The organism is Cohnella caldifontis (assembly GCF_029360585.1).
In the GTDB taxonomy this organism is placed as follows: domain Bacteria; phylum Bacillota; class Bacilli; order Paenibacillales; family Paenibacillaceae; genus Cohnella; species Cohnella caldifontis.
In genome coordinates, this window is the sequence record NZ_JAQZSJ010000054.1 from 1 (window position 1) to 367 (window position 367).

Annotated in this window: 1 protein-coding gene; it reads left to right on the forward strand. The window is 36.0% G+C overall.

Features of this window, described 5'->3' with window-relative positions:
• The coding region (locus PTZ19_RS25285; RefSeq protein WP_276358481.1) for a hypothetical protein at positions 1-285 on the forward strand (285 nt) is incomplete at its 5' end.
• Between the last annotated feature and the right edge of the window lie 82 nt (positions 286-367).

Genomic DNA, 367 nt, shown 5'->3' on the forward strand with positions numbered 1-367 from the left:
GTAAGTGACGCTATAGCCCTAAATAATATAAAGAGGATATTAGTTGAATGTGGATTGAAAACAAATAATCTGCACGCTAACGTTCAAAACTTAAAAGAATATCAAGTCAGTAATTTTAATCAAACCCATGGAATTATAGATAGCGAATTGCCTAATAGAATCGAAAAAGAAGCAGAGAGTTTATCTATTTACAACCAGAAAATGAATATATTCGACAATTTGATTGACTATTTTGAAGCAAACAAACGGCACTTAATTAATGAATTAGTGGAATTTTGTAAGTAACTCGAGGAAGTGCGTGGCATCATCTAACACCGTATTCACGCATCGCAGCCTTTTGGCTGCTCGGTCCGCCCGGTGCATTTCG